General features: G+C 74.4%; 26 protein-coding genes and 1 pseudogene. 7 read left to right on the top strand and 20 right to left on the bottom strand.

The annotated features are described in order from the left end of the window. A partial coding sequence (locus tag DT057_RS35350; RefSeq protein WP_203236173.1) for a hypothetical protein occupies positions 1-204 on the bottom strand: 204 nt, incomplete at its 3' end. A gap of 117 nt (positions 205-321) precedes the next feature. Here DT057_RS35350 and DT057_RS03565 point away from each other — a divergent pair. Beyond that, complete coding sequence (locus DT057_RS03565; protein WP_128560748.1) at positions 322-1,089, top strand: transporter substrate-binding domain-containing protein; 768 nt, start codon at positions 322-324, stop codon at positions 1,087-1,089. A gap of 81 nt (positions 1,090-1,170) precedes the next feature. Further along, positions 1,171-2,037, top strand: a complete 867-nt coding sequence (locus DT057_RS03560; RefSeq protein ID WP_128560747.1) for an NAD(P)-dependent oxidoreductase — start codon at positions 1,171-1,173, stop codon at positions 2,035-2,037. A 185-nt stretch (positions 2,038-2,222) separates the two neighbouring features. On the opposite strand, the gene DT057_RS03555 is transcribed toward DT057_RS03560, so the two are convergent. Next, positions 2,223-3,251: an extracellular solute-binding protein gene (locus DT057_RS03555; protein WP_128560746.1), complete on the bottom strand. Its 1,029-nt coding sequence runs from the start codon at positions 3,249-3,251 to the stop codon at positions 2,223-2,225. A gap of 341 nt (positions 3,252-3,592) precedes the next feature. On the opposite strand from DT057_RS03555, the gene DT057_RS03550 reads away from it, so the two are divergent. Then, entirely contained in the window at positions 3,593-4,270 is a 678-nt protein-coding gene (locus tag DT057_RS03550) for a response regulator transcription factor (RefSeq protein ID WP_128560745.1), read from the top strand. A 379-nt stretch (positions 4,271-4,649) separates the two neighbouring features. Further along, on the top strand, positions 4,650-5,819 hold the full coding sequence (locus DT057_RS03545; RefSeq protein WP_128560744.1) for a PAS domain-containing protein: 1,170 nt from the start codon (positions 4,650-4,652) through the stop codon (positions 5,817-5,819). 770 nt (positions 5,820-6,589) lie between these two features. Here the strand turns inward: DT057_RS03545 and DT057_RS03540 are convergent. Beyond that, entirely contained in the window at positions 6,590-7,111 is a 522-nt protein-coding gene (locus tag DT057_RS03540; protein WP_128560743.1) for a DoxX family protein, read from the bottom strand. Positions 7,112-7,205: 94 nt separating this feature from the next. Next, a complete protein-coding gene (locus tag DT057_RS03535) occupies positions 7,206-8,483 on the bottom strand; it encodes a multidrug effflux MFS transporter (protein ID WP_128560742.1) in 1,278 nt (425 codons plus the stop codon). A 311-nt stretch (positions 8,484-8,794) separates the two neighbouring features. Between DT057_RS03535 and DT057_RS03530 the strand changes: the two genes are divergently transcribed. Next, positions 8,795-10,252, top strand: coding sequence for a mannose-1-phosphate guanylyltransferase/mannose-6-phosphate isomerase (locus DT057_RS03530; protein ID WP_128560741.1), 1,458 nt, complete (start codon positions 8,795-8,797; stop codon positions 10,250-10,252). A gap of 141 nt (positions 10,253-10,393) precedes the next feature. Here DT057_RS03530 and DT057_RS03525 read toward each other — a convergent pair whose 3' ends face one another. The 9 genes and pseudogenes from DT057_RS03525 to DT057_RS03490 form a co-directional block, all read right to left on the bottom strand. Then, positions 10,394-10,648: a hypothetical protein gene (locus DT057_RS03525; RefSeq protein ID WP_128560740.1), complete on the bottom strand. Its 255-nt coding sequence runs from the start codon at positions 10,646-10,648 to the stop codon at positions 10,394-10,396. Between the two features lie 32 nt (positions 10,649-10,680). Next, positions 10,681-11,379 carry a carbonic anhydrase gene (locus tag DT057_RS03520; protein WP_128560739.1) on the bottom strand — a complete coding sequence of 233 codons (699 nt, stop codon included), beginning with the start codon at positions 11,377-11,379 and terminating at the stop codon, positions 10,681-10,683. 294 nt (positions 11,380-11,673) lie between these two features. Beyond that, positions 11,674-12,117 (bottom strand): annotated as a pseudogene (locus DT057_RS36440) (response regulator); the annotation flags it as partial. Between the two features lies 1 nt (position 12,118). Next, positions 12,119-13,707 (bottom strand): ATP-binding protein (locus DT057_RS03515; RefSeq protein ID WP_244937332.1); only part of this gene is annotated, 1,589 nt, incomplete at its 3' end. Between the two features lie 121 nt (positions 13,708-13,828). Next, a complete protein-coding gene (locus DT057_RS03510; RefSeq protein WP_128560737.1) occupies positions 13,829-15,367 on the bottom strand; it encodes a YifB family Mg chelatase-like AAA ATPase in 1,539 nt (512 codons plus the stop codon). Between the two features lie 199 nt (positions 15,368-15,566). Further along, the gene (locus DT057_RS03505; protein WP_128560736.1) at positions 15,567-15,806 is read right to left on the bottom strand and encodes a hypothetical protein; all 240 of its coding nucleotides are present in this window, start codon (positions 15,804-15,806) and stop codon (positions 15,567-15,569) included. A gap of 121 nt (positions 15,807-15,927) precedes the next feature. Continuing rightward, positions 15,928-16,122 carry a hypothetical protein gene (locus DT057_RS03500; RefSeq protein ID WP_128560735.1) on the bottom strand — a complete coding sequence of 65 codons (195 nt, stop codon included), beginning with the start codon at positions 16,120-16,122 and terminating at the stop codon, positions 15,928-15,930. A 41-nt stretch (positions 16,123-16,163) separates the two neighbouring features. Further along, on the bottom strand, positions 16,164-16,835 hold the full coding sequence (locus tag DT057_RS03495) for an acyl-homoserine-lactone synthase (protein ID WP_128560734.1): 672 nt from the start codon (positions 16,833-16,835) through the stop codon (positions 16,164-16,166). A 363-nt stretch (positions 16,836-17,198) separates the two neighbouring features. Further along, entirely contained in the window at positions 17,199-17,936 is a 738-nt protein-coding gene (locus DT057_RS03490) for a LuxR family transcriptional regulator (RefSeq protein ID WP_162501305.1), read from the bottom strand. 216 nt (positions 17,937-18,152) lie between these two features. Here DT057_RS03490 and purS point away from each other — a divergent pair, with 216 nt between their 5' ends. Both purS and purQ read left to right on the top strand, forming a co-directional pair. Further along, positions 18,153-18,395 (top strand): phosphoribosylformylglycinamidine synthase subunit PurS, encoded by a 243-nt coding sequence (gene purS / locus DT057_RS03485; protein ID WP_128560732.1) that lies wholly within the window; start codon positions 18,153-18,155, stop codon positions 18,393-18,395. Further along, entirely contained in the window at positions 18,392-19,078 is a 687-nt protein-coding gene (gene purQ, locus DT057_RS03480; RefSeq protein WP_128560731.1) for a phosphoribosylformylglycinamidine synthase subunit PurQ, read from the top strand. Before purS ends, purQ begins: the two co-directional genes overlap by 4 nt. Positions 19,079-19,094: 16 nt before the next feature. On the opposite strand, the gene DT057_RS03475 is transcribed toward purQ, so the two are convergent. The 7 genes from DT057_RS03475 to DT057_RS03445 all read right to left on the bottom strand — a co-directional run. Beyond that, positions 19,095-19,640, bottom strand: coding sequence for an adenine phosphoribosyltransferase (locus tag DT057_RS03475; protein WP_128560730.1), 546 nt, complete (start codon positions 19,638-19,640; stop codon positions 19,095-19,097). Positions 19,641-19,725: 85 nt separating this feature from the next. Beyond that, a complete protein-coding gene (locus DT057_RS03470; protein WP_128560729.1) occupies positions 19,726-20,520 on the bottom strand; it encodes an inositol monophosphatase family protein in 795 nt (264 codons plus the stop codon). Positions 20,521-20,605: 85 nt separating this feature from the next. Then, positions 20,606-21,571, bottom strand: coding sequence for a tetratricopeptide repeat protein (locus DT057_RS03465; RefSeq protein WP_128560728.1), 966 nt, complete (start codon positions 21,569-21,571; stop codon positions 20,606-20,608). Next, a complete protein-coding gene (locus DT057_RS03460; RefSeq protein ID WP_128560727.1) occupies positions 21,568-22,212 on the bottom strand; it encodes a thiamine phosphate synthase in 645 nt (214 codons plus the stop codon). The genes DT057_RS03465 and DT057_RS03460 overlap by 4 nt, the downstream gene beginning before the upstream one ends. A gap of 143 nt (positions 22,213-22,355) precedes the next feature. Further along, positions 22,356-23,444, bottom strand: a complete 1,089-nt coding sequence (fba, locus tag DT057_RS03455) for a class II fructose-bisphosphate aldolase (protein ID WP_128560726.1) — start codon at positions 23,442-23,444, stop codon at positions 22,356-22,358. Positions 23,445-23,615: 171 nt separating this feature from the next. Continuing rightward, the gene (locus tag DT057_RS03450; RefSeq protein ID WP_128560725.1) at positions 23,616-24,818 is read right to left on the bottom strand and encodes a phosphoglycerate kinase; all 1,203 of its coding nucleotides are present in this window, start codon (positions 24,816-24,818) and stop codon (positions 23,616-23,618) included. 31 nt (positions 24,819-24,849) lie between these two features. Beyond that, positions 24,850-25,245, bottom strand: a 396-nt coding sequence (locus DT057_RS03445; protein WP_244937331.1) for a hypothetical protein, incomplete at its 5' end; no start/stop codon positions are given.

The raw sequence follows: 25,245 nt of genomic DNA, 5'->3' as shown, positions 1-25,245 counted from the left end.
CGCGACCGTCCGCGCCGCCCGGATCAGGTCCGCCTCGACCCGGTCGACGGCGTCGCGGGCGGCCCGGTCGGCCCCGCGGCCGGCCTCCGCCGGCTCCGGTCCCGGGCCCGCGGCCGGTCCCGCGCCCTCGGCCGGGTCGGCGGGTTCCCACGACGGGCCGGACGGACGGAAGCTCATGCGCATGGCGACGAGGGAGCGCCCCATGTGCTGAAGGCCGGGTTAACCTTGACGGGCCGGGCCCGGCGCGCCGCCGCGGTTGCGCCCCGCGGGGCGGCCGTGGCAGGGTCCCGCGTCATCCTCCTCCCGAAAGTCAGCCGCCGGATGAGCCGCCTGCTCTCCCGCCTCCTCGTCCTGTCCCTGCTGGCGTGCCCCGCGCGGTCCGAGCCGCTCCCCGCCCCCGTCCGCATCGCCACGGAGGGCGGCCACCCGCCGTTCAACTACGTCGAGGACGGGCAGCCGGCCGGGTTCGAGGTCGAGCTCGCCCGGGCGCTGTGCCGGGAGGCGGGGCTCGCCTGCACCATCGTGCTCCACCAGTGGGACGGGATCATCAAGGGCCTCGAGGCGGGCGAGTACGACGCCATCATGGCCTCGATGGCGATCACGCCGCGGCGCGCGGGCCGGATCCAGTTCTCGCGGGCCTACTACCGCATCCCGGCCGCCTACGTGGCGCGGAAAGACACGCCCGTGCCGGGCATCGCTCCCGCCGCCCTCGCCGGCCGGGCAATCGGCGCCGCGGCCCACGGGCCGTTCTACGCCTACCTGGAGCAGCGGGTCCCGGGGGCCGACATCCGGGGCTTCGACACGCTCGGGGACGCCACCCTCGACCTGCGCGCCGGCCGCCTCGACCTCGTCCTCGGGGACAAGCTCGACCTCGCGAAGTTCCTCGCGACGCCGGAGGGCGGCGCCTGCTGCCGCTTCGTCGGCGACGTCCCGGCCGGGGAGCCCCTGCTCGGCGAGGGCGTCGCCATCGGCCTGCGCAAGGGCGACCGGACCCTGCGCGAGGCCTTCGACCGGGCCCTCGCGGCCCTGGTGGCGGACGGGCGCTACGACCGCATCCGGGCGAAGTTCATCCCGTTCGACACGAAGTGAGGCCCGCGGTTTGACGGGCGCGCCTCCGGCTCACTACACCGGAGCCCGACCGCCGCACCGGCGCAGGGAGGGGTTCGAGGCATGGCACAGGTCGCGTTTCTGGGGCTCGGCGTGATGGGGGGGCCGATGGCCCGGCACCTCGCCGCCAAGGGTCACGCCGTCACGGTCTACAACCGGACGTCAGCCAAGGCCGAGGCCTGGGTGCAGGCCCATGGCGGCCGCGCCGCGCGGACGCCGCGGGAGGCGGCGGCGGACCAGGAGATCGTGCTCGCCTGCGTGGGCAACGACGACGACCTGCGCGAGGTGACCACCGGCCCGGACGGCGCGTTCCAGGCGATGCGCGCGGGCGCGGTCTTCGTCGACCACACCACCGCCTCGGCCGAGGTCGCGCGGGAACTCGCCGCGGCCGCGCAGGCCGGCGGCTTCGGCTTCATCGACGCGCCCGTCTCGGGCGGCCAGGCGGGGGCCGAGAACGGCGCCCTCACGGTGATGTGCGGGGGCGACCCGCAGACCTACGCCCGCGTCGAGCCCACGATCCTCGCCTACGCCCGGGCCTGCCGGCTCCTCGGGCCGGTCGGGGCCGGGCAGCTCACCAAGATGGTGAATCAGATCTGCATCGCCGGCCTCGTCCAGGGCCTGTCCGAGGCGATCCACTTCGGCAAGCAGGCCGGGCTCGACATCCCGGCGGTGATCGACGTGATCTCGAAGGGCGCGGCCGGCTCCTGGCAGATGGAGAACCGCGGCCCGACCATGAACCAGAGCAAGTTCGACTTCGGCTTCGCGGTCGACTGGATGCGCAAGGACCTCGCGATCGTGCTGGCGGAGGCGCGCCGCAACAAGGCGAAGCTGCCGGTGACGGCCCTGGTCGACCAGTTCTACGCCGAGGTGCAGAGCCTGGGCGGCGGGCGCTGGGACACGTCGAGCCTGATCGCCCGCCTCGAGAAATAGGCGCCGGGCCGGCCCGGCCACCGCGCCGGCTCAAGACGCGCTCCGCGAGCGGGCTCAGGCGGAGCGCGTTCGGGGGGCGCGGGAAGACGGTCACCACGCGGAAGTGGTGCGCGGCGAGGGACGGCGCGTGCCGGAGGGTGAGGGAGGCGTGGGCGACCGGGCGGGTCCTCGCGCCCGGGCCGGCATCACGGCGTCGCGGCGGCCCTGCCGTCGTAGCGGCGGCGCCACTCGGCGAGGATCCGGGGGCGGTTGCGCGCCATCCAGGCCAGGTCGTTGCGGATCATGCGGGCCTCGGCGTGGGCCGGGTAGATCGGGGCGGGATCCGAGACGCCCGGATAGGCCACGATGGCGAAGCTGCGGGCGTAGAGGGCGTTGGCCTCGCGGCTCACCGCCCAGTCGGCCACGCGCTTGGCCAGCGCCAGGTGCGGGCGGCCCGCCACCACGGCGACGGCCTCCTGGTCCCAGCCCGTGCCGTCGACCGGGACCACGATGTCGATGGGCGCCCCCGCGGCCTTCTCGGCTGCCGCTCGCATGTCGAAGGACAGGCCCGCGACCGTGCGGCCCGCCGCCGCCTCCCGGCACGGCTCCGACCCGCCCGGCACGTAGGCGGCGACGTTCTCGTGCAGGGCGTCCATGTAGGCCCAGGCGGCGTCCTCCCCCATGGTCTGGAGCCAGCCCGCCACGATCATGTAGCCGGTGCCGGACGAGGCCGGGTGCGGCATCACGACCTGCCCCTTGAGCGCCGGGTTCAGGAGGTCGCGCCAGAAGCTCGGTCGGGAGATCCTGTGGCGGGCCGCCCCCTCGGTGTTGAAGCAGACGACGCCGAGATACGCGTCCATCCCGGTCCAGGTGTAGGGCGGCACGCCATCGCGGAAGAACGGCCGCAGCGCCTCGACGCCCGCCGGGCGGTAGGTCTCGAGCAGGCCCGCGGCCTCGAACTGCAGGAGGCTCGTGGCCGCGACCCCGAGGAGGAGGTCGGCCCGCGGGGCACCCGCCTCGGCGACGATGCGCTCGGTGAGGACCCCCGTCGAGGCGCGCAACCAGGCGATCTCGGCCTCCGGCACCGCCGCCTCGATGGCGCTCCGGATCGGATCGAGCTGCTCGGGCTCGAGGGCGGTGTAGACCGTGAGCCGGGTGCGGCCGGCCGCCGCTGCCGGCCCGGCGAGCGCCAGGGCGGCGAGCAGCAGGACCCGGCGCACGAGTGCTCCCCTCACGACGATCGATGCTCCGCGTGACGTCCGCCCGGGCGCCCGCGCCGTCCGGCCGACGCCGCCACCCTGGCGGGAGATGGGCAACGATCCCCCGTCCTGGCGCGGGACACAACCGGGCCGTCGCGCCGGCAGCCGGTCAGGGATCCGGCCGGCGATCCGGCCGTAAGCGTCTGGGCTCACGTCCGTTCCCCGGGCGGGGGGTCCGCGGCGCGAGTCTCCGGGGGTCGTCCTGCGGGCGGATAGATCGTTGATATTGCCCCGTTTTCCATCGCTGGCCGGTATCCATTCCTCCGCGAGATGTTCTAAAATCCCCGACCGTGTTCCGTGTCCAGAGAAACCGCGGCATGCCCGAGCAGCCTTCGCCTGTCGCCCTCATCGCGGACGACGACGAGTTCTTCCGCCTTGCCGTCGTGGCGATCCTCACGCGCAGCTTCCACTTCGCCGAGGTGATCGAGACCGGCTCCCTCGACGCGGCGGTCGACCAGCTCTCCCGCCGCGGCGGCGACGTCACGCTGGCGTTGTTCGACCTCGCGATGCCGGGCATGGACGGACCGGGCAGCCTCAGCGCCGTGCGCGAGTTCTTTCCCTGCGTCAAGGTCGCGGTCGTCTCCGCGTCGACCGAGCGCGCGAAGATCCTCACCGCCCTCGAGGTCGGGGTTCACGGCTACGTGCCCAAGGGGATCGGCTCGGCGGAGCTGACGCGCGCCGTGGGGATGATCCTCGGCGGCCAGATCTTCGTCCCGGCGAGCCTCGCGGTCCTCGACGGGCCGGGCCGGCCGGGCGCGCCCGAGACGCGGCCGGGCGCCGAGACGGGGCGCCCGGGCCGCAACCTCGACCTGACGCCGCGCCAGCGCGACGTGCTCGCCCTCCTGGTCGAGGGGCGCTCGAACAAGGAGATCGCCCGCCGCCTCCAGCTCGGCGAGGGCACCGTCAAGGTCCACATGGCGGCCCTGCTGCGCAGCCTCGGCGTGCAGAACCGCGCCGCCGCCGCGGTGGTCGGAGCCCGGCTCCTGGCCGAGTGACCTGGCGCCCCGCCCGGCGCCCGCTCAACCGCGACCGGCCTGTCCCGGCCCGCCGCGCGCCGGCGCTCCGACGACGCGCCTCCGGACGCCAGGATAGGAATCCAGCTCTGTTACCGCTGGGTCAAGTAGCGGTGCGATTTCAAGACTTGACATGACAGTCTTTTGGCCGGTGTAATCCGCCCGCTGACGCACTGGACCTTCCAGGATCTGTCAGTTGTAGCGGTTGTCGGGGCGGCCGGAGCACGAGCGGGGGAGCGCGGGCAGGCGAGCGATGCAGGTCCCGGCCCGGTGGGCGGCACGGCGCGCGGCGCGGCGGGGGACCGGGTCCGCGTGAGCCACGCGCACCGTCACCAAGAAGAACGCGGACGAGAACGACGCCATGGAACGGGATGCGATCGGGGTCGAGAACCTCCATGCCGCGCTCGACCAGTTGCTCAACCAGCCGCCGCTGCGCAAGTCGCCGCAATTGTCGGCCTTCCTGGCCTACGTCGTGCGCGAGAGCCTGGCGGGCCGAGGCAGCCTGCTGAAATCCTACACCATCGCCACCGACGCCCTCGGGCGCGCGCCGAGCTTCGACCCGGCGACCGACGCGATCGTGCGCGTGGAGGCGCGGCGCCTGCGCCAGGTGCTCCAGCAGATCTACGAGGACCCGCAGTGCCGGCTCCCGGTCCGCATCGACATGCCGCTGGGCCGCTACGAGCCGAGCTTCCGGCGCATCGAGCGCCCGGCGGCGGCCGTGCCGGCGGCGTGCCCCCGCCCGGACGCGGCCGAGACCCTGCGCGAGAGCGAGCAGCGCTACCGCGCCCTGGTGGAGGCCAGCGCCGCCGTCGAGTGGCGCGCCTCGCCGGACGGCCGCATCACCCAGAGCTACGGCTGGAGCGCGCGCACGGGCCAGTCGGACCGCGCCTTCAGGGACAGCGGCTGGCTCGACGCGCTGCATCCGGAGGACCGGGAGCGGACCGCCGCGCTCTGGCGCGAGTGCTACCGGGTCGGCGCGCCGTTCGAGGTGTCCTACCGGGTCCGCCACCGGGACGGGAGCCACCGCTGGATGCTCGCCCGCGGCGTTCCGCTCGAGAACCCGGACGGCACCATCCGCGAGTGGGTCGGGACCCTGTCGGACATCCACGAGCGGGTCCTGGCCGAGGAGGCCCTGCGCACGAGCGAGGAGCGGCTGAGGCTCGCCGTCGAGGCCGCGCAGCTCGTGACCTGGGAGATCGACGCGGACACCCGCTACGTGACCTGCTCGGAGAGCGCCCTCGACCTGTTCGGGTCCGCCGCGGGGCCGCTGGACAGCCTCGCGGCCCTGATCGACCCGGAGGATCTCCCGCGGGTCGTCGCGGCCCTGGACCGGGCCTTCCGGGGCGAGGCCGCCTACGACGTGCAGTACCGCATCACCGACCCGACCGGACGCCGGCGCTGGATCTCGGCCCGGGGCAGCCTGGTGCGGGTCCCGTACGGGCCGGCCCGCCTGATCGGCGTGGCGGCCGACGTCACCAGCCGCTTCGCCGGCACGCAGGCCGGGCGCAACCGGGCCGCCGTCCCGGCCTGACCGGCGGCCCTCCCCCGCTGCGGACGCCAATTGGTTCTAAATAAATTTTTGTGATTTAATACGATAAATGCGTTACAAATGACTTCGGGAAGTCAATAACTCAAGTATATGAAGTTGCGTGTATAATCACCAGTTTGACGCACGTCGTACGCCTGGATTATCAAGTTAAGTTCACCACAACGCGATAAGTGAATTTGTATTCTGGCTTGAAGCGAATTGCGGGATATTTATGTCTGTTCGAAGACATTGGTCGGCGGCAAGGTCTGTGGGAGCTCCCTCGGTCTCGACGCGCGGCTCTCGGCGCACGGGTCGACGGTGGACCTGAGGGTGACGACCGAGCCTGTCGCTGCTGCCGAGCCTCCGCGCCCGGCAAGTGCTGGCGGCGGCACAGGATGTCGTGGGCCTTGGTCGCCGTGCAGCGTGCCGGGCCGGCGTCGAGCCTGTTCGCGCCGAGCGGGACAGCATCGACAGTGAAGGCCGGCATCGCGCTGCCGCGCCGGTTCGCGCCCGTCAGAATCGAGCCGGGCAGCATGCTGCGGGCGTGCACGAGGGGCGCCCGGTTCCCGGCGCGCCGTGGTCCGTCGGGCCGGGGCGGTTGCAACGCCCGCGTCCGGCCGCGACGCGGGCGGTGTCCAAGCGCGGCCAGTTCCGGTCGACCGTGAGAAGCCCCTCCGGCAGCACCTGAGGCCGGTGTCCCCTTCTCGCCTCCCGCCCGCCGCGCGGGCACCGGCGGCTCGCGTCGCGGCCGGTAAGCCCCGCCGGAGCGGGCTTCAGGCGGCGGCGCGGGCCGCCTTCGGGCTCCGGGCGCCCGCGGCCTTCGGGGGACCCGCCGGGGCCGGGCGCTTCTTCGCCGGGATCGGCGCGGGAGCGGGGGCGTGCGCGGCGCCGTGCCACCAGCCCTGCCAGCTCCAGCCGCCCGGGCCCGTTACGGCGTAGAGGACGAAGCCCGCCGCAAGGCCGAGCTGGGCCAGGAAGAGCTCCCGCTCGACGAGGGCACCGGCGCCGGAAAAATCCCAGAAGCGGTGCAGCAGCAGCCCCATCACCACCGCGTGGACGGCGAGGCCGAGGCCGACGAGGCGCGGCAGGATGCCGAGCGCGAGCGCGAGCGGCCCGAACAGGGTGATGACCACCGCGCCCGTCGCGACCGCGTGCGGGTAGGGCATGCCGGTCCCGGCGAGGGCCAGGGCGAAGCCCGACGGGTTCAGCGCCCGGGCGATCCCGGCGGGCAGAAGGGCGGCCGCCAGCAGCACTCGCCCGACGAGCAGCGTTGCGTCCTGGTTGCGTGCGCCCACTCTCGCCCTCCCTGGCGGCCCGCCGCCCGGGGGCGCCGCGCCGCCACTCTCCGGCGCAAGCCTAAAGGCGGCGTTAAGGGCGCGCCCGCGCCGCTCAGCGGGCCGGCGGCACGACCGCGCCGACGCCGAACAGCCGGCCGCGCTCCGTCCAGAGCACGACGCCGAGGCAGGCGGAGCTGAGGGCGCAGTAGCCGACCGCGAGCGGGATCACGGTGCCGTCGAAGGACTGGCCGACGAGGAGGCCGCAGAACGCCGCGAGGAGCGTGGTGTAGAAGCCGATGAACGACGAGGCGGTGCCGGCGATCGCCGCGAGCGGCTCCATCGCGAGCGCGTTGAAGTTCGGCATGGCGAAGCTGAGCAAGAACTGGCAGCAGGCGAGGGTCAGGATCAGGAGCGCCAGCGGCGGCTTGCCCCCGAGGGCCAGCATCACGGCGAGCTGGAGGCAGGTCGTCACCCAGAGCCCGAGCGTGCCCGCATGCGCGAGGCGGCGCATGCCGAGGCGGCGCACGAGCCGGGCGTTGATCAGGGTCGCGACGCCCATGGCGCCGGCGATCAGCGCGAAGGCGACCGGGAACAGGGGGCCGAGCTGGTAGAGGCCGGTGTCGAACACCGCCTGGGCGGAGCCGACATAGCCCATGATGCAGCCGGTGAGCAGCCCGAGCGCGGTGGCGTAGCCGAACGAGGTGCGGGTGGTCAGGGTGAGGGCGATGCCGCCGCCTACCGCGCGGGCGTCGAGGGGGCGGCGGAAGGCGGGGTGGAGCGTCTCGGGCATGCGCCAGCCGAACCAGGCGAGGTTGACGAGGGCGAGGACCAGCATGGCGGCGAAGATCAGGTGCCAGCTTCCCGCGAGCAGGAGCGCGCCCCCCATCGAGGGCGCCAGGATCGGCACGATCAGGAACACCATCATGCAGAAGGACATCACCCGCGCCATGTCGCGCCCGTCGTAGCGGTCGCGCACGATGGCGACGGCGAGCACCCGCCCGGCCGCGCCGCCGACGCCCTGGACCGCGCGGGCGAGGAGCAGGATGTCGAAGCTCGGCGCCAGCATGGCGAGGACGCTGCCCGCGAGGTAGATCGCGATGCCGGCGATGAGGGCCGGCCGGCGCCCGATCCCGTCCGAGACCGGGCCGTAGGCGAGCTGCGCGATCCCGAAGCCCAGCATGTAGACGTAGATCAGCAATTGCAGCCGGTTCGGGTCCGCGACGGCGAAATCCCGCTGGATCGCCGGGAAGGCCGGCAGGAAGCTGTCGATGGTGACGGCGGTGAGCCCCATCATCAGGGCCACGAGGCCGACGAACTCCGAGAATCCCGGCCCGCGCCACGTCCCGTCCGCGGACGACGGCGTCGCGTCGCCGGCTGCACTGCTCGCCATGATCATCCCGAGACGCCGGCCGGAGGAGATGCCCGCGCGGGCAGCGCGGGCACAAGCCGGAGGCGACGAGCAGTGCCGGAGGCGGGCCGCGCCGGCAAGGCGCCCGCCGGCATGGCAGCGATGCGGGCGCTCCCGGCCCCCTCGCGGCGGCAGGCGCCCGCGCCGCGCCGCCGCACCGGTGCGTCCGCCCGCGCGGAGACGATCCGCGCCGTGCGGGCGGCCGGACAGCCGATCGATCCTGTTGATCCCGGGCCGGATTTCGGCCACGTCAGGACGGGTGACGCCCATCACCGAGCCGGGAGACGCACGTCATGTCGTCGGTCGAGCCACTTGAGCTGATCCATCCGGTGATCCTGAGCGGCGGCTCCGGCACGCGGCTGTGGCCGGCGTCGCGGGAGAGCTACCCCAAGCAGTTCATCCCGCTCGCCGCGCCCGACCGCTCCTCCTTCCAGGCCACGGCGCTGCGGCTCACCGACGCCGGCACCTTCGCGCGGCCCGCCGTGATCAGCGCCGCCGACGCGCGCTTCCTCGTCGCCGAGCAGCTCGCCCAGGTCGGCGTCGCGGCCGACATCCTGCTCGAGCCCTGCCGGCGCGACTCCGCCCCCGCGGTGGCGGTGGCGGCCCTGCACGCGGCGGCGCGCGATCCCCGGGCCCTCGTGCTGATCCTCGCCGCCGACCACGTGGTGGGCGAGCCCGAGGCCTTCGTGGCCGCCGCCCGGGCGGCCCGGGCCGGGGCCAGGGCCGGGGCCATCATGACGCTCGGCCTCGCCCCGACGACGCCCGCCACCGCCTACGGCTACATCGAGCCCGGGCCGCCCCTGCCGGGCGAGGCCGGCGCGGGCGGCGCCCGCGCGGTCGCCCGCTTCGTCGAGAAGCCGGACGCCGCCCGGGCGGCCGCACTCATCGGCGAGGGCGCCCTGTGGAACGGGGGCTACTTCCTGTTCCGGGCCGACGTGATGCTGGAGGAATTGCGCGCCCACGCCCCGGCGGTGCTGGCCGCGGCCGAGGCGGCGCTGCGCGGCGCCACGCGGGACCTCGACTTCGTGCGCCTCGACCCGTCCGCCTTCGCGGCGTCGCCGCAGATCTCCATCGATTACGCGGTCATGGAGCGCACGGGCCGGGCCGGCGTGCTGCCGGTGAGCTTCTCCTGGTCGGACATCGGCACCTGGGGCGCCCTGTGGGAGGTGTCGGCGCAGGACGAGGCCGGCAACGCCGTGCGCGGCCGGGTGGCGCTGCGCGAGACGCGCAACAGCCTCGTGCACGGCACCGACGAGGTGCTCACCGCGGTGGTGGGGCTCGACGACGTGGTGGTGGTGGCGACGCCCGACGCGGTGCTGGTGACGACCCGCCGGGCCGGCGGCGGCGGCGTGAAGGCGCTGGTGGAGGACCTGCGGGCGCGGGGCGAGCCGGAGGCGGACGCGCACCGGCTGATGTACCGGCCCTGGGGCTCCTACCAGCGCATCGACCTCGGGGCGCGCTTCCAGGTGAAGCGGATCACCGTGAAGCCGGGCGGGCGGCTGTCGCTCCAGAAGCACCATCACCGGGCGGAGCACTGGGTGGTGGTCCGGGGCACGGCCGAGGTGACGGTGGACGGGGTGGTGCGCCTCGTGCACGAGAACGAGGCCGCCTACCTGCCGATCGGCTGCATCCACCGCCTCGTCAACCCGGGCAAGATCCCCCTCGAGCTGATCGAGGTCCAGGTCGGCAGCTACACCGGCGAGGACGACATCATCCGCATCGAGGACGTCTACGGGCGGGAGAACGGCTGAGCGGAGCCGAGAAGCCCGGCCGACGCTCTTCCGGTCCCCGGGCGGGAGCCCGGGCGTGGGCGGTCGGGGATGCCGAGGCCGGCGCGGCCTCTCCGGCGCTCCGGTCCGACGGGGTTTTCCCCGCGGCGCCGACGGCGGCGCTCACCGGGCGGTGCAGCGGGGCGCCTCGCGCACGCAGGCGATGCCGGGCATGGAGCAGGCCGTGCCGTCGCCTGCCCGCGTGCAGGTGACGCAGGCATCGGTCCACTCGCGGCAGCCCGGGTCCTGGGCGGGCGAGGCCGGGGCCTGGCGCGCCGCCGGCGCGAAGTTGGCGAGCAGGATCGTGCCGAGGGTCACGGCGACGACGCTCCAGGCGATCAGGGCGTCGCGGGGATCGGTGGAGCGAGGTGCGGCCATGGGGCCGTCCTCGCCCGGCGTGCCCCGCCCTGTCAATCCGCCGCCGCGCGCGCGGCGTCCGGCGTGACCTGGCGGGCCGCCGAGGCCTCGGCCACGGGCAGCGCGTCCTCGTCCTCCAGGATCACGAAGCGGCTCTCCTCGCCGTCGTAGACGAGGAGGTGCCCGGTCTCGATCTCGAAGAACCAGCCGTGGAGCACGATCTGGCCCGTGGCGAGCCCGCTCGCCACCGCCGGGTGCGTCCGCAGGTGGTTGAGCTGCACCAGGACGTTCTCCATGCCGAGGGCGTGGAGGCGCTGCTTCCCGTCGATCGTGTCCGGGTAGGCGTCGCAGACGATCCGGTGGGCCGCGTGGCCGTGGCGCAGCCAAGCGGCGACGTTCGGCATCGTCCCCAGGGATTCGGGGTTGAGCAACCCCTTCATGGCCCCGCAATCCGAGTGGCCGCAGACCACGATGTCGCGCACGCCGAGGGCCATCATCGCGTACTCGACCGCCGCGCCGACCCCGCCCGTGGCGTCGGCGAAGGGCGGCACGATGTTGCCGACGTTGCGGGAGACGAACAGCTCGCCCGGGCCCGCCTGGGTGATCAGCTCCGGCACCACCCGCGAATCCGCGCAGGAGATCACCAGCGCCTTGGGATGCTGCCCGTCATGCACGAGGCGCCGGTAGACCGAGCGCTGGCTCGGAAACACCTGCTCGCGAAACACCGTGAACCCCTGAACGATGTCGTCCATTGCCCGTCATCCCGATCCTGCCCGGAGCCTCTCCCGGCCGCGCGCCGCAACCCGGCGCGCGCCCGTCCGGCGTTGCGGCAAGGGTGCGGCCGGGAGCGCGCGCGAGGCCGTGCGGCCGGCTCCGGTCACCGTGGCGCACGCCGTGTCAACGCCAGGCCCGGCGGCAGGTTTCACGGGGCGGGTCCGATCAACTCTGCGTCAGATCCGGCCCCAGGCGAGCCCCGGTACTGGCGCTGTACGTTCGGGCGACAAAATTAATCCTGGCACGACCGCGTCGTGCCCGGGCACCCGGGCTCAGGCCGCGGCCGCCCGGCCGGCGAGCAGCGGGGGCAGGGCCGCGAGGTCGAGGGGCTTCGACAGGAAGGCGTCGAAGCCGGCCGCCCGGGCGGCGGCCTCGTCCTCCGCCTGGGCGTTGGCGGTCAGCGCCACGAGGCGCAGGGGCGGCAGGCGGCCATCCGCCTCGAAGGCCCGCAGCCGGCGGGCGGCGCCGAGGCCGTCGAGCGCCGGCATGCGGATGTCGAGGAGCGCGAGGTCGAAGGGCGGGGCCGTCCCGAGGGCGGCCTCCTGCATGAGCGCGAGGGCCGCGCTCCCGTCCTTCGCCCAGGTGACGCTGGCGCCCAGGCGCTCCAGGGCCTTGCGGGCGAGGAGCGCGTTGATCGGGTTGTCCTCGGCGAGGAGCACGCGCGGGCCGCCCGCGGGCGGCCGGGCGGGGTGGCGCGGCGGGGCGGGGGCGGGCCGNTCCGACACCCGCGCGAGGAGCGAGCGGGTGCGGACCGGCTTGATCAGGTAGCGGTCGAAGCCCGCGGCGGCCGGGGAGCCGAAGTCGCGCCGGTCGAACGGGGAGAGGAGCACGATCGTGCGGCCCGCCCCGGCGCGGCGCGCGGCGCCGGCGATGCGCCGCACCGCCTCGTCGCCGAGCGCCCGGTCGGCGATGACGGTGTCGGGCGGCGCGCCCGCCGCGAGGTGGCTCAGCGCCGCCGCCTCCGTCTCGGCCGAGACCGTGACGGCGCCGGCGCGCGCGAGCCGGCGCGCGATGTAGGGGCCCTCGAAGGTCGCGGCGGCGACGACCAGGACGCGGCGGCCCGCTAGGCTCGGCGCGGCGGGCCGGTCCCGGCCCGGCGCGGGCCGGAGCGGCAGGACGACGGCGAAGCAGCTCCCCTCCCCCACCCGCGACGAGGCCCCGATGTGCCCCCCCATCCGGCCCACGAGCCGGCGGCTGATGGCGAGGCCGAGCCCCGTGCCCTCGTGCCGGCGGCTGGCGCTGCCGTCGCCCTGCTCGAACTCCTCGAACAGCACGGGCAGCCGCTCCTCCGGGATGCCCGGGCCGGTGTCGTGGACGGCGAGCTCCAGCCCCTCCGGTCCCCAGGCGAGCGTGACGCCGACCCCGCCCGCCTCGGTGAACTTCACCGCGTTGCCGGCGAGGTTGAGGAGGATCTGGCGCACCCGGTCGCAATCGCCGATCACCGCGGCCGGCACCGCGTCGGCGATGTCGGCGGCGATCTCCAGGCCCTTGTCCTGGGCCCGGGGCGCCAGCAGTTCGACCACGCTCTCCACCAGCACGGCCGGGTCGAAGGGCTCGGCCGCGAGGTCGAGGCGGCCCGCCTCGATCTTCGAGAAGTCCAGGATGCCGTCGATGAGCGACAGGAGGGCCTCGCCCGAGGTCTTCACCGCCCCCACGTAGGTCTGCTGCTCCAGGCTGAGCGGCGTCTCGAGCAGCAGGCCGGCCATCCCCAGGATGCCGTTCAGGGGCGTGCGGAACTCGTGGCTGACCGTGGCGAGGAACCGGGATTTCGCCACGCTCGCGGCCTCGGCGCGGCCCCGGGCCTCGTCGAGGGAGCGGGCCGCCTCGACCCGCTCGGTGATGTCGCGGCCCGCGCGCAGCACCTCGGCGCGCCCGTCGCGGCCGACCACGGCGGTCTCCACGAAGGCGAACCAGCGCGGCGGCCCGCCGCCCGCGGGCGCGATGGCGAGGTCTATCAGGCCGGCGCCGTCCGGGCGCCGGCGCATCTCGCCCGCCCCGACCACCGCGGCCGTCGCGGTCGTGCCGACGAGGGAGGCGGGCGCGCCGCCGAGCAGCCGGGCGAACCCCTCGTTGACGAAGGTGATGCGGTCCTCCGCGTCGCGCTGCACGATGAGCGCGATCTGGGCCTCCACGAGGTTGCGGTAGCGCTCCTCGCTCTCGGACAGGCGCCAGATGCGGTCGTGCAGGCGCTCGACCTCGGCCTCGCGCCGCCAGCGCGCCAAGCGCTGGCCGTACCAGCCGCCGGCGCCCAGGAGGACCAGCGCGGCAAGGCACGCCGCGGCGATCCCGACCTCCAGCCATCCCATCGCCGCCTCCGGCCGCCACCCGCCGCGAAGACTGCCTGGCGGAGCTGAAAGTTGGCTTGCGAAAGGTGCTTAGCGGAACGCGAGCGCGATCGGTCGGATTCGATCGATCGCGGGGCCGCGCTCAGGCGGCGGCCGGGCGGCGGTCGCTGCGGCTGCGGTAGGACAGGGCCTCGGCGAGGTGGAGCCGGCGCACCCGCGCCTCCCCGTCGAGGTCGGCGAGCGTGCGGGCGACCCGCAGCACCCGGTGGAAGCCCCGGGCCGAGAGCCGCATGGCGTCGGCGGCGTCGCGGATCAGCGCCAGGCCGTCGGCGTCGGGCCGGGCCGCCTCCTCGATCAGGGTCGCCGGGCACGAGGCGTTGGTGGTGGCGCTCGCGAGCCCGGCCTCGGCGTAGCGCCGCTCCTGCCGGGACCGCGCCGCCGCGACCCGGAGCGCGGCCTCGGCCGAGCCCTCGGCCGGCGGCGGCAGGATCAGGTCGGCGGCGGTGACGGCCGGCACCTCGATCTGGAGGTCGATCCGGTCGAGGAGCGGGCCGGACAGGCGGGCCTGGTACTGGGCGACGCAGCGCTCGCTGGGCCCGCGCCGGCAGGCGAAGCCGGGCTCCGTCGCCTGGCCGCAGCGGCAGGGGTTCATCGCCGCGACGAGCTGGAACCGCGCCGGGTAGGTGACCCGGTGGTTCGCCCGGGCGATCATCACGCTGCCGGTCTCGAGGGGCTGGCGCAGGGAATCGAGCACCGGCCCGGCGAATTCCGGCAGCTCGTCGAGGAAGAGCACGCCGCCATGGGCGAGGGAGACCTCGCCCGGCCGGGCACCGATGCCGCCGCCGACGAGGGCCGCCATGGAGGCCGAGTGGTGCGGGGCCCGGAACGGCCGGCGGTTCGAGAGCGCGCCCTCCTTGAGCGCGCCGGCCACCGACTGGATCATCGAGACCTCGAGCAGCTCGCGGGGCCCGAGGGGCGGCAGGATCGCGGGCATGCGCGCGGCGAGCATCGACTTGCCGGCCCCGGGCGGGCCGTTCATCAGGAGGTTGTGGCCCCCCGCCGCCGCGATCTCGAGGGCGCGCTTGGCCCCCTCCTGGCCCCGGATCTCGCGCAGGTCGGCGAGGTCGCCCGCGGGCGCCGCCACGGCGGGCCGGGGCCGGGCCATCACCTGCGTGCCCTTGACGTGGTTGGCGAGCTGGATCAGCGAGCGGGGCGCCAGGACGTCCATGTCGCCCCCGGCCCAGGCCGCCTCCGGACCGCTCGCCGCCGGGCAGATCAGCCCGAGGCCCCGGGCATTCGCCGCCATGGCGGCCGGGAGCACGCCCGTCACCGCGGTGATGCCGCCGTCGAGGGCGAGCTCGCCCAGCACGCAGTAGCCCGCCAGGGCGTCGCCCGGCAGCGCCCCGATCGCGCACATGACCCCGAGCGCGATGGGCAGGTCGTAGTGCGAGCCCTCCTTCGGCAGGTCGGCCGGCGCGAGGTTGACGGTGATGCGCTTGGCCGGCAGCGCCAGCCCGGACGCGATCAGGGCCGAGCGCACGCGCTCGCGCGATTCCGCCACGGCCTTGTCGGGCAGCCCCACCACCGTGAACGCCACGGTGCCGTGGCTGATCTGCACCTGCACGTCGACGGCGCGCGCCTCGATCCCCTCGAACGCCACGGTGGCGACGCGCGTGACCATGCGGGAGACGCCCCTCGAGCGTGAGGTTGAGCGGAAAGCTGACGCAACGGTAGTGCGCCGCCGGGATCGGCACAAGCGGCCGGGCCCGCGAGCCCGCGCCGGAATGCGTCGCCGCGGCCGGTCGCCCGCCTGCCCGGAGCGCCTGCCCGGAGCGCCGGCACCCAGGCGCCGGGCCCGCACTCGGGCGCCGGGCCGGCGCTCAGGCGCCGGCGAGGACGTCCCGCGCCTCGTCCTCGCCGTAGCCGAGTTCCACGAACACCGTCTCGGCCGCGCGCATCAGGGCCTGGACCGAGGGGAGCCCGTCGACCGGCGGACCGATGACCGGCTTGAGGTCGAGGGTCGCGGCGGCGAGCCAGAGGAGCCGCAACTCGGACCGGCCGGCGTCCGAGAGGGGCGGCACGGCGGTCTCGTCGGGGGCCGGGCGGCGGCGTGTCGGCATGGGGCGTCTCAGCATCGGGCGTCGCGCTCGCGCGCGTCTCGGGACGGAGCGGGCGCCGCCGCGGGCGGCCGCCGGCGCGAGGCTGCGCGGCCGGCCTCCCGCGGCGTGCACCGCGGCGGGCTCACGACGGCTTGTCCTCGGCGAGCGCCTCCTCGGAGGGGGCGTAGGTGTGGCCGACGTGCCAGAGCGCGAGGCGGATCAGGTCCATGGCGACCGCGTCCTGGCAGGCGGCGGCGAGGCGGTGAGCCCGGATCAGGTGCTCGGCGAGGCGGTCGGCCGGGCTGTCGGGGGCGTGGTTCTGGCGCGGGCTGGGCATGTGATCGTCACCGTGGTCGGGCCGGGAGCGTCCGTTCTCCGTCATCGCGCGGCGAGGCCGCGGTCGCGGCCGGCCCTGTCGTGCGCCGGCGCCCTCGGGCGGGACACGTCGAGGCTCCGTCCCTCGATGCCGTAGACGGCGCGCGTGCGCGACAGGGCCGCCTCCGTCATCTCGATGGTGAAGGCGCAGATCGACATCCCGTCATGCGCGAGCGGCAGGCCGAGGGGCCGAGGGCGCCAGCCGAGCTCCGCCACCTTGGGGATCCAGTAGGCCTCCCCGACCGCGTTCAGGCGCGGGATGCCCTGCTCCAGGCAGTGCTCGATCATGCCGGCCGCGACGATGCCGGCGACCCGCGAGAGCCGCTTGTCCTCGCGGTGCCGGGGCGCGACGAAGAACCGGGTCCATTCCCAGATGTCGGGGCCCCGCTCGAAGCCGCGCATCTCGGCGAGGTGCGGGAACACGTCGCTCAGGAGCGTCGGTCCCCAGGACGGCAGCAGGCGGGTGCCGCCCGCCACCTGACCGTCGGCGTCGATGGCCAGGAGGTAGACGGTGGCGTCGGTGTCGAACTGGTCGTGCTCGCGGCCGTCGACGGCGCGCAGCGCGCGCCATTTCTGGTCGTCGACGTAGATCTTCCGGCGCAGCACGTGGTGCTGGTCGAGGGCCTCCGCGTACGCGTCGCGGTTGGTTCGATCGATGACATGAAGCCGGATCATGCGCTTGTCCCTCGTTGGGCGCACCCATAGGGACAGAGGCAGCGGGGGGCCGGTATCCCCGAAAACAGGGAGGCTGTTAGGGTTTCGGGCGGCCGGACCGGCCTTTTTCGATCAAGACCGGACGATCAGCCCAAGCATTGCGCCGGCGCTCCCGTCCGCATCGACTTCGCGGGAGGGGCCGGCGGGCGGGCGGAGACGGTGCCTTCTCGCGGCGGGAAGCAGATTTCCATTCTGCCGCGGGCGTTGAACTGGGTGCGGCCCCGCGAGGTCCCCGGGCGCGCGCGGCCGGCGTGGACGTCGCTTCGGCGCCACGGACCAGGGTGCCTGGAGCGGCACCCGATCGCACCGCGGGGCGGCGCCGCCCTAGAGGCTGATCTCGCGCCGCCGCAGGGCCTCAACCACGGTGTGCGTGGTGTTGCGGGTGCCGATCTTGTGGCGGGCGTTCTTCAGGTGCGTCGAGACGGTCTCGGGGGAGACGCCCAGGATGTCGGCGATCTCGTCGCCGGTGCGCCCGACCGCCGCCCAGGACAGCACGTCGCGCTCGCGCACGCTGAGGAGGCGGCCCGTGTTCTTCTTGCGCCGGGTCGTGGTGCGTTCCGCCGCCCCCCAGGCGTAGAGCCCGAGCAGGTGGATGCCGCGCCGGACCCGGGGCGGCATCTCGACCCGCTCGCCGGCGAGCGAGACGACGGCCTGGAAGCCCATCGCGTCGTGGATCGGCACGCAGTAGCCCGCCGCCATGCCGTGCTCGGTCGCCTCGTCCATCACCCGGCGGGCGCGCGCGGCGATCTCGGGCTCGTACTCGACCTCGCTCCAGGCGAACGGCTCGATCGTCCGGTAGCAGTGCCGCGCCACCGGATCGAAGCGGTAATGGCCGATCCGGTCGTAGTGCGCGAGCCATCCCGACGGCCAGATGCTCAGCAGCATGTTGGGGCCGAGCCTCTCGCTCGGCTGCGGCAGCCGAGTGATCGTGAAATACTCGAATCCGAAATCAACGATCAGGTTGGCGATTCTTCTCTGTACGTCGAGAGGATCGGTGATGTCCTCGAACACGTCGATAAGATCGAACGTCTGACGAATGAATGTCTCGTCTGTGCTCGCCATGGCACACCTCTGACCCCCGCGCCGCCGCCGCCCGAGCCGAAGCGGCTGTCTGCGCGATGCCCACCGGGCACCCATGAAGCTTATTGTCTCAACCGTAAATATCAACGTGCGCGTTCTCCCGGTGCAGCGGCCCGCACCGGCGTGCCGCGCCGTTGCCTCGGGGCACGTTCCGCACTATCCGGAGGCCAAAGCCCCCTGCTGCCGAAGGTCTGGCCGATGAAAGCGCGCGTCACCGTCACGTTGAAGACCGGCGTCCTCGATCCGCAGGGCAAGGCCATCGAGGGGGCGCTGCGCTCGCTCGGCATCGCCGGCATCGCGGGCGTGCGCCAGGGCAAGTTCTTCGAGGTCGACGTCGAGGGCTCGGACAAGGCGGCGGCCGAGGCCACCGTGAAGGCCGCCTGCGACCGCCTGCTCGCCAACACGGTCGTGGAGAACTACCGCGTCGAGATCGCCGGATGAAGGCCGCCGTCATCGTCTTCCCGGGCTCCAACCGCGACGGCGACGTCGCCCGGGCCCTGCGCCAGGCGGGCGCCCAGGTCGCCACGGTGTGGCACACCGACACGGCGCTTCCCGCCGGCACCGACCTCGCGGTCCTGCCGGGCGGCTTCTCGTACGGCGACTACCTGCGCTGCGGCGCCATCGCGGGCCGCGCCCACGCCATGGACGCGGTGCGGGCCCACGCGGCCCGCGGCGGCCTGGTGCTCGGCATCTGCAACGGCTTCCAGATCCTGTGCGAGTCCGGGCTCCTGCCGGGCGTGCTGATGCGCAACGTCAACCGCCGCTTCATCTGCCACCGGCAGCCCCTGCGGGTCGAGCGCGCCGACACGGCCTTCACCCGCGCCTACGCGGCGCACCAGGTCATCGACGTCTGCGTCGCGCACGGCGAGGGCAACTACTTCGCGGACGCGGAGACGCTGGCCCGGATCGAGGGCGACGGCCTCGTCGCCTTCCGGTACTGCGACGCCGCCGGCGGGCTCACCGAGACCGCCAACCGCAACGGCTCGCTCAACGCCATCGCGGGCATCTACTCCGCCTCGCGCACCGTGCTCGGGCTGATGCCGCACCCGGAGAACTTCGTCGAGGACGTCGTCGGCGGCACGGACGGGCGCGGCCTGTTCGCGAGCCTGGCGACGGCGGCCTGAGGGGGCGCCTCCCGGCTCAGTGGCCCTCGAACTCGATCAGGGTCCGGACCGGCACGTCGAGGGCACGGAGCTTGGCCGCGCCGCCGAGCTCCGGCAGGTCGATGACGAAGCAGGCCGCCACCACCACGGCGCCGATCTGGCGCAGGAGGTTCACGGCCGCGGTCGCGGTGCCGCCGGTGGCGATGAGGTCGTCGACCAGGATCACCCGGTCGCCCGGCTTCACCGCGTCGGAGTGGATCTCCATCTCGTCGGTGCCATACTCGAGCGCGTAGGCGATCGAGACCGTGGTGTGGGGCAGCTTGCCCTTCTTGCGGATGGGCACGAAGCCCGACGAGAGCTGGTGGGCGACGGCGCCCCCGAGGATGAAGCCGCGCGCCTCGATGCCGGCGACCTGGTCGATCCGCCCGCCCGCGAAGGGATGCACCAGCTCGTCGACGGCGCGCCGGAAGGCCCGCGGCTCGCCGAGCAGGGTCGTGATGTCGCGAAACACGATCCCGGGCTTCGGGTAGTCGGGGATCGAGCGGATCGAGTCCTTGAGCGCGGTCAAGGTGCGCGGGTCCATGCGGGGGCCTTCGGGGTGGTTCCTGGCGCGAGGGGTTAGACCAGATCGCGGCCGGGCTGACCAGGGGCGGCCCGGCCGCCCGGCCCTACTGGTTGGCCTTGCGCAGGAGCGCGATCAGCTCGCGGTGGAGCACTTCGTTGCCGCAGGCCACCGAGCGGGCCGCCATCGGGTCGGGGCCGTTGTCGGCGCTGGTGGCGAACCCACCGGCCTCGCGCACGAGGAGCAGCCCCGCGGCGATGTCCCAGGTCTGGAGGTCGCGCTCCCAGTAGAGGTCGGCCCGCCCGCAGGCCACCGAGGCGAGGTCGAGGGCGGCCGAGCCGAAGCGGCGCACGCCCCCGGTCACCGCCATCACGGTCGCCAGCTCCTTGAGCAGCCGCGGGTGGTTGCCGCGGCCGAGATAGGGCGAGCCGTACAGGACGAGGCTGTCGGCGAGGTCCTGCCTGCCCGAGACCCGCAGGCGCCGGTTGTTGAGGTAGGCGCCCTTGCCGCGCTCGGCGATGAACAGCTCGTCCTTGATCGGGTCGTAGATCACGGCGGCCACGATCGTGCCCTCCCGCTCGAGCCCGACCGAGATGCAGAAGTGCGGGATGCCGTGCAGGAAGTTCGTGGTGCCGTCGAGGGGGTCGACGTGCCAGGTGTGGGTCTTGTCCTGGCCCTCGACGGTGCCGCCCTCCTCCATGACGAGGCCGTAGCCGGGCCGCGCCTTCGTGAGGGCCTCGCGCAGGACCGCCTCGGCCTTGCGGTCCGCGGCCGAGACGAAGTTGCCCGGCCCCTTGCGGGAGACCTGGAGGTTCTCGACCTCGCCGAAGTCGCGCTTGAGGCCGCGGGCCGCCTTGCGCACGGCGTCGACCATCACGGTCATGAGGGGGGAGCTGATCATCGGGCGGCTCCCGGGGGGCGGGTCTGGGTCATGGCGTTGTCCGTTTCGGTCGTGCGTTCGGGGGGAGTGCGGCTGCGGGCGGGGCTCAGGGCCCGTTCCGGTCGGCCGCGAGGCGCTCGGCGCGGGCCTTCTCCTCGGGGCCGAGCCCGGCGACGGCCTGGGAGAGCCAGGCGTCGCTCAGGCCCTGCGCCCGGGCGGCGATGTCCCAGGCCGCCGCCTCGACGAGGTTCTTCGGCAGCCCGCGGCCGCTGGCGTAGAGGCGGGCGACGCGGTTCTGCGCCACGGCGTTGCCACGGGCGGCGGCGTGCCGGAAGTAGCGCGCGGCGCGCGCCTCGTCCTTCTGCACGCCCTCGCCGTTGAACAGCAGGATCGAGAACTCGACCTCGCCGGCGAGGTCGCCGTTGTCGGCGGCACGGCGGAACCAGTCGGCGGCGCGCGCGGTGTCCCGCGGCACGCCCCGGCCCTGGAGGTAGAGCACGCCGAGGGCGTGCTGGGCCGCCGCCAGCTCCTGGTGGGCGGCCTGGCGCAGGAGGTCGGCGGCGCGGGCGAGGTCCGCCGGCGTGCCGCCGCCGAGGAGGATCAGCGCGAGGTTGTAGCTCGCGGTGGCATCCGCCTGGGCGGCGGCCTTCTCCAGCAGGGCGCGGCCGGCGCCCGGGTCCTTGGGGACGCCCCGGCCCTCGATCTGCATCATGCCGAGGGTCGAGGCCGCGTGCGCGTCGCCGAGCTGGGCCGCGATGCGGTACCATTCCGCCGCCCTGGCGGGATCCTGCCGCACGCCGAGGCCCTGGCCGTACAATTCCCCGAGCAGGGTCATGGCGGCCCGGTCGGTCTTGTTCGCCTCGAGCCGCTTCGTCGCCTCGCGCAGGGCCGTGACGTAGTAGCCGCGCTGGTAGGCGCCGTACGCGAGGTCGGCCGTCGGGTCGTTCGAGGGCGCGGGCGGCAGCGACGTCGCGCCGGGCAGGAGCGTCGGGGGGGCCGCCAGGGCCGTCCCGGCAGAGCCGAGCGCCAGCGCGGCGGCGAGGCACCAGGCGGGAGCGCGCGCGCGCCTCACCGCGCCGTCCCCGCGCCGAGGTGGCGCTGCGCGGCCGCCACCGCGGCCTCGCCCCCGGGCCCGTCCCAGACCGCGTCGGGCAGGCCGATGAACTCGGCGCCCGTGGCGGCGAGGTCCGGCACCGCCTCGACGCTGCGGGCGAGCGCGATGCAGGGCGTCTCGAAGATCTCCGCCCACCAGGCCGCCCGCGCCAGCACGCTCTCGGGGGACACCTCCGGATCGTCGCCGAGCAGCACGTAGTCGGCGCCCGCCTCGCCCGCCGCCATGGCGGCGTGCTTCGAGTCGAGGGAGCCGACCCCGAGGATGCGGCCGTCGCGCAGGCGCTCGCGCAGGGCGCGCAGCGACTCGCCCGCCTCCGGGCCGGATTCCACGTGGATGCCGTCGGCGCCGCCGCGGGCCGCCACGGTGACGAGGTCGACCTCCTGGCCCGCGCAGGCGATCACGAGCGCGGCGCCGGCCTCCTGCACCACGGGGGCGAGCTGCTTGACGGTGTTGACCAGCCCGCGCTCGTCGTCCGGGGCGAGCCGGGCGATCACCGCCGCGACGTCGCCGGCGGCCATCGCCGAGGCGAGCCGGGCGGCGAGGTCCGGCCCCGCGCCGGGCGCGGTGATGAGGATCAGGCGGGTCTGCGGTTCGGCCATGGCGGACTTTTCGCGTAGAAACACGACGGGCGGGCGGCCGGTCGGCCGCCCGCCCCGCCGGGTCGGGATGTAGTCGAAGATCCCGGCGAGCGCAGCCCCCCGGCCGTCGTCCGCCGGGCGCCGCGGCGCCCCGCGGGCGCGCCCTACTCCGCCGCCTGCTTGCGGGCGCCCCCGAAGGACGGGTCGAGCGTGCCGGAGGCGTAGCGCTTGGCCATCTGCGAGAGCGCGACCGGGCGGATCTTGCCGGCGTTGCCGGCCGTGCCGAACTCCTCGAAGCGCTGCTTGCACAGCTTGGTCATGGCCTCCATGGCCGGCTTCAGGTACTTGCGCGGGTCGAACTCGGCCTTGTTCTCGCTCAGGACCTTGCGGATCTGGCCGGTCATCGCCATCCGGTTGTCGGTGTCGATGTTGATCTTGCGCACGCCGTGCTTGATGCCGCGCTGGATCTCCTCCACCGGCACGCCCCAGGTCGGCTTCATCTCGCCGCCGTAGCTGTTGATGATGTCCTGCAGGTCCTGCGGGACCGAGGACGAGCCGTGCATCACGAGGTGGGTGTTCGGCAGGCGGCGGTGGATCTCCTCGATCACGTTCATCGCCAGCACGGCGCCGTCGGGCTTGCGGGTGAACTTGTAGGCGCCGTGGGAGGTGCCCATCGCCACCGCCAGCGCGTCGACCTTCGTCGCGGCGACGAACTTCTCGGCCTCCTCGGGATCCGTGAGGAGCTGGTCGTGCGAGAGGGTGCCCTCCGCGCCGTGGCCGTCCTCGGCCTCGCCCTGGCCGCTCTCGAGCGAGCCGAGCACGCCGAGCTCGCCCTCCACCGAGACGCCGGCCCAGTGCGCCATCTCGGACACCTTGCGGGTGATCTCGACGTTGTAGGCGTAGTCCGCCGGGGTCTTGCCGTCGCCCTTGAGCGACCCGTCCATCATCACCGAGGTGAAGCCGTACTGGATCGCCGTGGCGCAGGTGGCCTCGTTGTTCCCGTGGTCGAGGTGCATGCAGACCGGGATGCCGGGATAGATCTCCACCAGGCCGTCGATCAGCTTCGCCAGCACCACGTCGTTGGCGTAGGAGCGGGCGCCGCGGCTTGCCTGCAGGATGACCGGCGCGTCGCAGGCATCGGCCGCCGCCATGATGGCGAGGCCCTGCTCCATGTTGTTGATGTTGAAGGCCGGCACCCCGTAGCCGTGCTCCGCGGCATGGTCGAGAAGCTGCCTGAGCGTGATGCGCGCCATCGTGATCCTCCGAGATGACTGGTGATGCTCGCCACTATAGGCGAACGGGTCCGCGCCGTCCTACGCATCGTCCGGCGGAGTGTCACGCGCGCGGCCGGAAAAGTTGTCGCGATGGCGAAGGACCCGCGGCGGGCCGGGTCCGCCCGCGGCCGGGCTGCCCGGCCGGGCTCCTCAGGCCTCGACGCGCAGCGCGTCGACGCCCGGCAGGGGCTTGCCCTCGAGCCATTCGAGGAAGGCGCCGCCGGCCGTGGAGACGTACGTGAACGCCTCCGCCACGCCGGCGTGGTTGAGGGCCGCCACGGTGTCGCCGCCGCCCGCCACCGAGACGAGCTTGCCGGCCCGGGTGCGCTCGGCCGCGTGGCGGGCCGCCGCCACCGTGCCCTGGTCGAAGGGCGCGAACTCGAAGGCGCCGACCGGCCCGTTCCAGACGAGGGTCCGGGCGTCGTCGATCGCCGCCGCGATCCGCTCGACGGACTGGCCGCCGACGTCGAGGATCATGCCCGCCTCCGGGATCGCGTCGACCCCGTAGGTGCGGTGGGGGGCGCCGGCCTTGAACTCCTCCGCCACGACGGCGTCCACCGGCAGGATGACGGCGCAGTTGTGCTCCCGCGCCGCCGCCATGATGGCCTGCGCGGTCCCGGCGAGGTCGCGCTCGCACAGGGACTTGCCGACGCCGAGGCCGGCGGCGTGCAGGAAGGTGTTGGCCATGCCGCCGCCGATCACCAGGGCGTCGACCTTGGCGACGAGGTTCTGCAGGAGGTCGATCTTGGTCGACACCTTGGAGCCGCCGACGATGGCCACGACCGGGCGGGCGGGCGCCTCGAGCCCCTTCGTCAGGGCGTCGAGCTCGGCCTGCATCAGGCGGCCCGCGTAGGCCGGGAGCACGTGGGCGAGGCCCTCGGTCGAGGCGTGGGCGCGGTGCGAGGCGGAGAAGGCCTCGTTGACGTAGACGTCGCCGTTGCGCGCGAGGGCGCGCACGAAGGCGGGGTCGTTCGTCTCCTCGCCCGGGTGGAAGCGGGTGTTCTCCAGCATCACCACGTCGCCGTCCCGCAGGGCCGCGACGGCGCGCTCGGCCACCTCGCCGACGCAATCCCCGGCGAACGCCACCGGCCGGCCGAGATGGACCGCCGTCGCCTCGGCGATGGGACGCAGCGATTCCCCGGCCACGGGCTTGCCCTTCGGCCGGCCGAAATGGGCGAGCAGCACGACCCGCCCGCCGGCCTCCGCCACCTCCCGGATGGTCGGGAGCACGCGCTCGATCCGGGTCGCGTCGGTGACGCGGCCCTGGTCCATGGGCACGTTGAGGTCGACGCGCACGAGGACGCGCCTGCCCTTCAGGCTGCCGGCATCGTCGAGGGTACGGAAACGGGTCATCGTCGGGACTACCTTGGCGATCGGGAGAGGGTCAGCGGGGCAGCAGGCCCGGCAGGTTGAAGCGCTGCGCCGCGACCGCCAGGGCGACCGTCAGGATGGCGGTGACGAGCGCGGTGAGCATCAGGGCGCCGAGGCCCGGCAGCCCGCGGGTGCGCTCGGCGATGGCCCGGACCTCGGACCGCAGGGCCGCGAGGTCGGACTGGCGGGCGGCCTCGTTCATGCGGCTGCCGGCGACCTCGACGCGGTCCTCGACCCGGGTCAGGAGCGCCTCCGAGCGGGCGTACTTGTCCTCGATCCGCGAGGCCTTGTCCTCGATCCGGGCGAGCTGGTCGCTGACCTGGGGGGGCAGCGCCGGGGCGGCGGACGGGGCCGGGCGGGCGGCGGGCGCGACCGGAGCGGGCGCGGGGGCCGGCGCCGGGGCGGCGGT

Origin of the sequence: Methylobacterium crusticola (genome assembly GCF_003574465.1) — a bacterium.
GTDB classification, from domain to species: domain Bacteria; phylum Pseudomonadota; class Alphaproteobacteria; order Rhizobiales; family Beijerinckiaceae; genus Methylobacterium; species Methylobacterium crusticola.
The sequence above is the reverse complement of the archived record's forward strand: the minus strand, read 5'-3'. Positions and strand labels throughout refer to the sequence as shown.